This is a genomic window from Stenotrophomonas veracruzanensis (genome assembly GCF_032911525.1).
GTDB lineage: Bacteria > Pseudomonadota > Gammaproteobacteria > Xanthomonadales > Xanthomonadaceae > Stenotrophomonas > Stenotrophomonas africana.
The window spans coordinates 131,846-138,348 of record NZ_JAWJTI010000007.1; the positions used below are offsets into that span (position 1 = coordinate 131,846).

Below are 6,503 nucleotides of genomic sequence, written 5' to 3' on the forward strand. Positions count from 1 at the left end.
ACAACGAAGTCGGGTTGTTCAAGCAATCACTCCCAGTCACGTGATGAGCGCCCGCGCTTGATCTGCGCGCGCCCGCGTTTGGCGTCCAGACGACGCAGTTTCGACCCGAGGGTCGGCTTGGTGGCCTTGCGCGGTTTGGGCACGCTCAGCCCGGCCTGGATGAAGGCCGCCAGCCGATCGCGCGCATCCTCGCGATTGCGATCCTGGGTCCGGAAACGTTGCGCGTCGATGACCAGCACGCCTTCGCCGGTCATGCGCCGGTCACGCCGCGCCAGCAGGCGCGCGCGCAACGGTTCGGGCAACGAGGGCGAGTTGGCCACGTCGAAACGTAGTTCCACCGCAGTGGAGACCTTGTTGACGTTCTGGCCACCGGCACCACTGGCACGCACGAACCGCTCGACGATCTCGCCGTCGGGGATTTCAAGTTGCGCGCTGATGGTGACCGGTCCACTGCCCATCCGCGCATTGTAGCGGCAGCCACGTGCCGGAGTGCGGCATCGCGCACCGTATGCCGCCGATCAGGTACCGAACACGCCGCCTTCGCCTTGGCTGCGGGTATGCTGGCCGTCCCATGTACCGCAGGAAGCCCGCATGACCCGCTTCGTACCCGCCCTGCCGCCCCTGCTGCGCCGCGCCGCCCTGCTGCTGGCGCTGGCCGTGGCCAGCGTTCCGGCTCTGGCCGCGCCACCGACCGATGGCGACATCAACCGCCTGCTGTCCGCGTCGCGGGCGCAGAGCATGATCGACACCATGCTGCCGCAGATCGAGGCGATGCAGCAGCAGCAGTTCCAGCAGGTGGCCGCACAGCGCCAGCTCAATGCCCAGCAACAGGAACAGCTGAAGCGGATCCAGGCGCGGACCAGCCAGACACTTCGCCAGGCCTTGTCGTGGCAGCAGCTGCGGCCGATGTACGTGGACCTGTACAAGAAGACCTTCAGCAAGGAAGACGTGCTGGCGATGGCCGAGTTCTACGAGAGCGCGGCCGGCCAGAGCCTGCTGGACAAGACCCCGGCCCTGATGCAGAACGTGATGGTGGCCATCCAGGCCCGCATGCAGCCGCTGTTCGCGGACCTGCAGAAGGACCTGGAAGCAATCGTCAACGAGCCGGAAAAGAAGTGAGGTAGTGCCGGCCGCTGGCCGGCAACCTCGTACGGTTGGGATCAGGCAGGTGCCGGCCAGCGGCCGGCACTACCGTCTATAGGTCCACCTGCCAGCCGAACAGGTCCAGCGCCTTCTGGAACCCGCCGTCCAGCGGCGCACGCACATCCACCGTGCCACCGTCCGGATGCGGGAAGCGCAGGCGCTCGGCATGCAGCAGCATGCGGTGCACGCCCTGCATGCGGAAGATGCGGTTGTGGCGGCCATCACCGTGGCTGGTGTCGCCGATCATGTGATGCGAAAGATGCTTCAGGTGCCGGCGGATCTGCCGGAAGCGCCCGGTCTGCGGCTGGCAGCGCAGCAGCGCGTAACGCGAGCTGGTGAATTCACCGACCGGCACCGACAGCTCGCCGGTGGCCAGGCGCTGGAAGTCGGTGACCGCCGGCTTCTTCACCGGCTTGCCCGGGCCGCCATCCAGATCATGGTCGACCTGCCAGGAAAGTTCGGCCGGCCAGCCCCGGCAGACCGTCAGGTAGTCCTTCAGCACTTCGCCGCCCATCAGCGCCTTGCCCAGCGCGCTGGCGGTCTCGCGGTCAAAGGCCAGCAGCAGGCAGCCGCTGGTCGCCCGGTCCAGGCGATGCACGAGGAAGATCGGTCGGCCCAGCTGCTCGCGCAGGCGGTCGGCCAGGAAGTCGTCTTCGCCACGGGCCAGCTTGCTGTCGTGGACCATCAGCCCGGCAGGCTTGTTGACCACGGCAAGGCGCTCATCCAGGTGCAGCAGCTGCAGGGGCGCGGTGTCGGTCTCGACCGCGGCGAGGGTATCGGGTTCGGTGCTCACCGCGGGATTATAAGGGCCTGCTTACTGTAGAGCCGAGCCCATGCTCGGCTGCTCTGCGCGACCGGCAACAGCGTGCCAACCAAGGTTGGCACCTACCGATGTAGAGCGGTCAGGCGCTGCGTACGGCCAACAGCTCGCCATTGCCCACCGGCACCAGGCTGGTGCTGAAGTCCGGATCAGCGTCCAGCAGCACACGCAGCGGTTCCATCTCTTCCGCATGCGAGGTGGCGTTGTCCACCACCAGCAGGCCCCCCGGGCGCAGCACGCGGCGCAGCTGCGGCCACCAGCCGGCGTATTGCCCGCGGTCCGAATCAAGGAACAGCAGGTCAATGCTGGCATCGGCGGCCTGTGCCAGCCACGGCCCGGCATCGTCGTGGACCAGCGTGATGCGATCGGCCAGGCCGCTGCGCGCGAAGGTGCCACGCGCCATCGCCGCCTTGTCCTCGGCGTATTCCAGCGTGGTCACGTGGCCGTCGATGGCGGCGGCAGCCTCGGCCAGCCACAGCGTCGAATAGCCGTTGGAGGTGCCGATCTCGAGCACCTGGCGCGCAGCGCCGAAGCGGACCAGCACGGACAGGAATTCCCCCGTCTCCGGCGTGATGTTGAGCATGCGGCGGCCACGCGCGCTTTCGCGGGCGTCGTTGTCGGCGCCGAAGCGGGCCAGTTCGTCCTTGAGTGCCTGCAGCATGGGGCCTACTTCCACCACGCGCGCAGCAGCGCCACTGCGCCGACCGCACCGGACAGCCAGCTCCACGCCGGCACGTCGCCCCAGTACCAGCCCGGCGGCTGCAGCACATACATCAGTGCGGCGATGGCCAGCAGGCCGACACCGGTGATCGCACCCACCGCGCGCGTCTGCAGGCGCTGCACGCTGGCATCCAGTGCGGCCAGGTCGCGCGAACGCATCGACAGTTCGTGGCGGCCTTCCACCTGCTGGGTCAGCCAGGCGTGCACCAGGCGCGGCATGTCCGGCGCATGGGTCATGATTTCCGGCAGGCGCTTGCCGATCTCGCGTACCACCCTGCGCGGGCTGTAGCGCTCGCGCAGGATCTTCGCCAGCACCGGCTTGGCCACCGCCCAGATATCGATCTGCGGATCAAGCTGGCGGCCGACGCCTTCGATGTTCAGCAGGGTCTTCTGCAGCAGGATCAGCTGCGGCTGCAGGGTCAGCTGGTAACGCTGGGCCACGCGGAACAGCTTCATCAGCACTTCGGCCAGCGAGATCTGCGACAGCGGACGGGTGAAGTACGGCTCGCACACCGAACGCACGGCCGCTTCCAGATCATCGATGCGCACGTTGTCCGGCATCCAGCGCGCCTGCACATGCAGTTCGGCGATGCGGCGGTAGTCACGGTTGAAGATGGCCATGAAGTTCTCGGCCAGGTAGTACTGATCTTCCTGCGAGAGCTGGCCCATGATGCCGAAGTCCAGCGCGATGAAGCGCGGGTTGTCGCGGCGCGCCGGATCGGTGTCGACCCAGATGTTGCCGGCGTGCGCATCGGCATGGAAGAAGTTGTCGCGGAACACCTGGGTGTAGAACACCCGCACGCCCTTGGCGGCCAGCGCCTTGCGGTCGATGCCGGCCTTGTCCAGTGCAGCGATGTCATCGGACGGAATGCCCCACACCCGCTCCAGGGTCAGCGCGCGCTCGGCGGTGTGGCTCCAGATCACTTCCGGCACGTACAGGTCGTCGCTGTTTTCCCAGAAGCGGCGCAGCACGCTGGCATTGGCGCCTTCGCGCTGCAGGTCCAGCTCGGCAGCCAGGGTGTTCTCGACTTCGGCCACCACTTCGCGCGGGCGGATCTTGTCGGCACGCGGATGGGTGCGCTCGACCAGGGCGGCCAGCGAATTGAGCAACGCGATGTCGGCATCGATCTGCTTCTCGATGCCCGGGCGCAACACCTTGACCACGACCTGGCGGCCATCGGCCAGCGTGGCCGCATGCACCTGCGCAATCGAGGCTGAGGCCAGCGGTTCGGTATCGAAGCTGGCGAACGCCTCGCTGACCGGCAGGCCAAGTGCTTCCTCGACGATGCGGCGCGCGGTCTCGCCATCGAACGGCTTGACCCGGTCCTGCAGCAGGGTCAGCTCATTGGCCACATCCGGCGGCACCAGGTCGCGGCGGGTGGACAGGATCTGGCCGAACTTGACGAAGATCGGGCCGAGATCCTGCAGCGCCAGGCGCAGGCGCGCACCGCGCGACTGTGCGGCGATGTCGGCCGAGGCGCGCGGCACGAACGGCTTGGCCAGGCGCAGCCAGCGTTCGGCCGGTGTGCCCTGCAGCAGGTCGTCGAGACGGTAACGCAGGATCACCCGGCCGATGCGGCTTGCCCGCAGCACGGCCTTCATGCGGCACCCCGCAGGCGCTGCACGCGTGCACCGAGCCGCTCGACGTCATCGCGCAGCACGTCCACGTCATCGTGGAAGGCATCCAGTTCAGCGCGCGGCACTACATCACGCGATTCCTCGGTGAGGAACTCGGCGGCGCTGTGGGCCAGGTCGACCGCGCCCTGGCGCGCGTGCTGCAGGGCACTGCGCAGGGTGTTGGCGACCTGCACGCCCAGTACCTCGCCGAACACGCTGACGAACGGTTGCTGCCAGTCGGGATCGAAGCCCTTGGCCAGCTGCTGCAGGCGGCGCGCCAGTTCGGCATCGCCGGCCACGCGCACGCGGCCCTTGCCGTTGTTGTCGCCACGCCGTGCGTTGGCCAGCAGCGGCAGCTGTGCCAGCACGCCGGCCAGGCTGCTGCGCACGGCCAGGTCGGCTTCCTGCGCGTCCACCGGGCCGACCCGCAGCTGGTCGCCGTCGACGCTGATGCGCATGGCCAGCGACGGCGCTTCCAGGGTCAGGTCGATATGCCGGCCGTCGAGGCTGGCCAGTGCATGGCGGGTATCCGGATCCAGCGCCAGCGCGCGGTTCAGGGCGATCTGCAGGGCGCGGCCAGCGACCGGCTTGAGGGACTTGAGCAGGGAGAGAGCCATGTACGCATTCTACCTGCGTGGGTGGGGGGCTTGGGCCGGGCTGCCGCCCGGCACCCGCAGATGCAACGGCAACGGCAATAGCCGAAGCAACAGCAACAGCGGGCATTCCGTGGGTTGGCGGGACGGGGCCGGTTGCGGGGGACGCCGTAAACCCGTCCGTGGGGGCTTGGCCGCGGCATCCATGCCGCGGACACCCCCGCAACCGGCCCCACCCCGCCTTCGACAGGTTCCTGCTGCTCTTGGTGGGTGTCGACCTTGGTCGACACGGTGGATCCACGCCATGCGTGGATGGATTTCTGGTTCATCTGTGCCTCACGCGGTGGGCCGATGAAGGTTCATGCTATGGGGCCACGCAACGCACAGGACATCGCATTCCCCATGGCACGGACCCGGGTCGGCATCATCTTCGGGGGCAAGTCTTCCGAGCACGAAGTTTCGCTGCAGTCGGCGAAGAACATCCTCGATGCGCTTGATCGCGAGCGCTTCGAGCCGGTGCTGGTCGGTATCGACAAGCAGGGCCAGTGGCATCTGAGCCAGCCGGATACCTTCCTCATCAATGCCGATGATCCCTCGCGCATCGCGCTGCATGGGTCCGGCACGTCGCTGGCGGTGCGCCCGGGTGCGGAACAGGCGCAGCTGCAGCCGTCCGATGCGGCCAGTGCACTGGGCCAGATCGATGTGGTGCTGCCGATCGTGCACGGGCCGCTGGGCGAGGACGGTGCGCTGCAGGGGCTGCTGCGCATGGCCAACCTGCCCTTCGTCGGCTCGCCGGTGCTGGGCTCGGCGGTGGCGATGGACAAGGACGTGACCAAGCGCCTGCTGCGCGACGCCGGGCTGCAGGTGGCGCCGTGGCTGTGCATCCGTCGCCATCAGGCGGCGGCGGTCGATGTTGATGCGGTGATCGCGCAGCTCGGGCTGCCGTTGTTCGTGAAGCCGGCCAACCAGGGGTCGTCGGTGGGCGTGAGCAAGGTGAAGGATGCGGCGGGCTTCGCCGAGGCACTGGCTTTGGCGCTGCGCTACGACCACAAGGTGCTGGTGGAGTCAGCAGTGGTTGGCCGCGAGATCGAGTGCGCGGTGCTGGGCAACGCGCATCCGCAGGCCAGCCTGTGCGGCGAGGTGGTGGTTCACGACGAGTTCTACGCCTACGACACCAAATACATCAACGAGGATGGCGCAGAAGTAGTGGTGCCGGCGGACATTGATGCTGCAACCCAGGCTCGCATCCAGCAGATCGCGCTGCAGGCCTACCAGGCGCTGGAGTGTGCGGGCATGGCGCGCGTGGATGTATTCCTCACGGCAGAGGGCGAGATCGTCATCAACGAGGTCAATACGCTGCCGGGCTTTACCCGCATCAGCATGTACCCGAAGTTGTGGGGTGCCAGCGGTGTCGACTACACGACGTTGATCACGCGCCTGATCGAACTGGCGCTGGAGCGTCACCAAGCCGATCGAGGATTGCAAAGCGCCGTGTAGGGGCTCTCTGTGTAGAGTCGAGCCATGCTCGAAGATCCTCTGTAGAGTCGAGCCATGCTCGACTCATGAGAAGCAGTCGAGCATGGCTCGACTCTACTAAAGAGGCGTGGGGG

At 67.4% G+C, this 6,503-nt stretch carries 7 protein-coding genes; 2 read left to right on the forward strand and 5 right to left on the reverse strand.

Translation table 11 applies throughout. The annotated features are described in order from the left end of the window. Positions 1-26 precede the first annotated feature (26 nt). A complete protein-coding gene (arfB, locus tag R1H25_RS07955; protein WP_032130467.1) occupies positions 27-458 on the reverse strand; it encodes an alternative ribosome rescue aminoacyl-tRNA hydrolase ArfB in 432 nt (143 codons plus the stop codon). A gap of 133 nt (positions 459-591) precedes the next feature. Here arfB and R1H25_RS07960 point away from each other — a divergent pair, with 133 nt between their 5' ends. Continuing rightward, positions 592-1,119, forward strand: a complete 528-nt coding sequence (locus R1H25_RS07960) for a DUF2059 domain-containing protein (RefSeq protein ID WP_057499624.1) — start codon at positions 592-594, stop codon at positions 1,117-1,119. Positions 1,120-1,195: 76 nt separating this feature from the next. Here the strand turns inward: R1H25_RS07960 and R1H25_RS07965 are convergent, their stop codons facing one another. The 4 genes from R1H25_RS07965 to R1H25_RS07980 all read right to left on the reverse strand — a co-directional run bounded on the left by R1H25_RS07965 (position 1,196) and on the right by R1H25_RS07980 (position 4,917). Beyond that, the gene (locus R1H25_RS07965; protein ID WP_317223264.1) at positions 1,196-1,936 is read right to left on the reverse strand and encodes a pseudouridine synthase; all 741 of its coding nucleotides are present in this window, start codon (positions 1,934-1,936) and stop codon (positions 1,196-1,198) included. 109 nt (positions 1,937-2,045) lie between these two features. Next, entirely contained in the window at positions 2,046-2,624 is a 579-nt protein-coding gene (locus R1H25_RS07970; RefSeq protein WP_317223265.1) for an O-methyltransferase, read from the reverse strand. A gap of 5 nt (positions 2,625-2,629) precedes the next feature. Further along, on the reverse strand, positions 2,630-4,285 hold the full coding sequence (ubiB, locus tag R1H25_RS07975; protein ID WP_317223266.1) for a ubiquinone biosynthesis regulatory protein kinase UbiB: 1,656 nt from the start codon (positions 4,283-4,285) through the stop codon (positions 2,630-2,632). Beyond that, the gene (locus R1H25_RS07980) at positions 4,282-4,917 is read right to left on the reverse strand and encodes an SCP2 domain-containing protein (RefSeq protein WP_049447239.1); all 636 of its coding nucleotides are present in this window, start codon (positions 4,915-4,917) and stop codon (positions 4,282-4,284) included. Before R1H25_RS07980 ends, ubiB begins: the two co-directional genes overlap by 4 nt. A 378-nt stretch (positions 4,918-5,295) precedes the next feature. Here R1H25_RS07980 and ddlA point away from each other — a divergent pair, with 378 nt between their 5' ends. Next, the gene (gene ddlA, locus R1H25_RS07985; protein ID WP_317223267.1) at positions 5,296-6,390 is read left to right on the forward strand and encodes a D-alanine--D-alanine ligase; all 1,095 of its coding nucleotides are present in this window, start codon (positions 5,296-5,298) and stop codon (positions 6,388-6,390) included. Positions 6,391-6,503: the final 113 nt, after the last annotated feature.

What these genes read in the sequence shown, in the direction of transcription:
- arfB (WP_032130467.1), bottom strand. Translation starts at nt 458, where the DNA reads ATGGGCAGTGGACCGGTCACCATCAGCGCGCAACTTGAAATCCCCGAC.
- R1H25_RS07960 (WP_057499624.1), top strand. Translation starts at nt 592, where the DNA reads ATGACCCGCTTCGTACCCGCCCTGCCGCCCCTGCTGCGCCGCGCCGCC.
- R1H25_RS07970 (WP_317223265.1), bottom strand. Translation starts at nt 2,624, where the DNA reads ATGCTGCAGGCACTCAAGGACGAACTGGCCCGCTTCGGCGCCGACAAC.
- ubiB (WP_317223266.1), bottom strand. Translation starts at nt 4,285, where the DNA reads ATGAAGGCCGTGCTGCGGGCAAGCCGCATCGGCCGGGTGATCCTGCGT.
- R1H25_RS07980 (WP_049447239.1), bottom strand. Translation starts at nt 4,917, where the DNA reads ATGGCTCTCTCCCTGCTCAAGTCCCTCAAGCCGGTCGCTGGCCGCGCC.
- ddlA (WP_317223267.1), top strand. Translation starts at nt 5,296, where the DNA reads ATGGCACGGACCCGGGTCGGCATCATCTTCGGGGGCAAGTCTTCCGAG.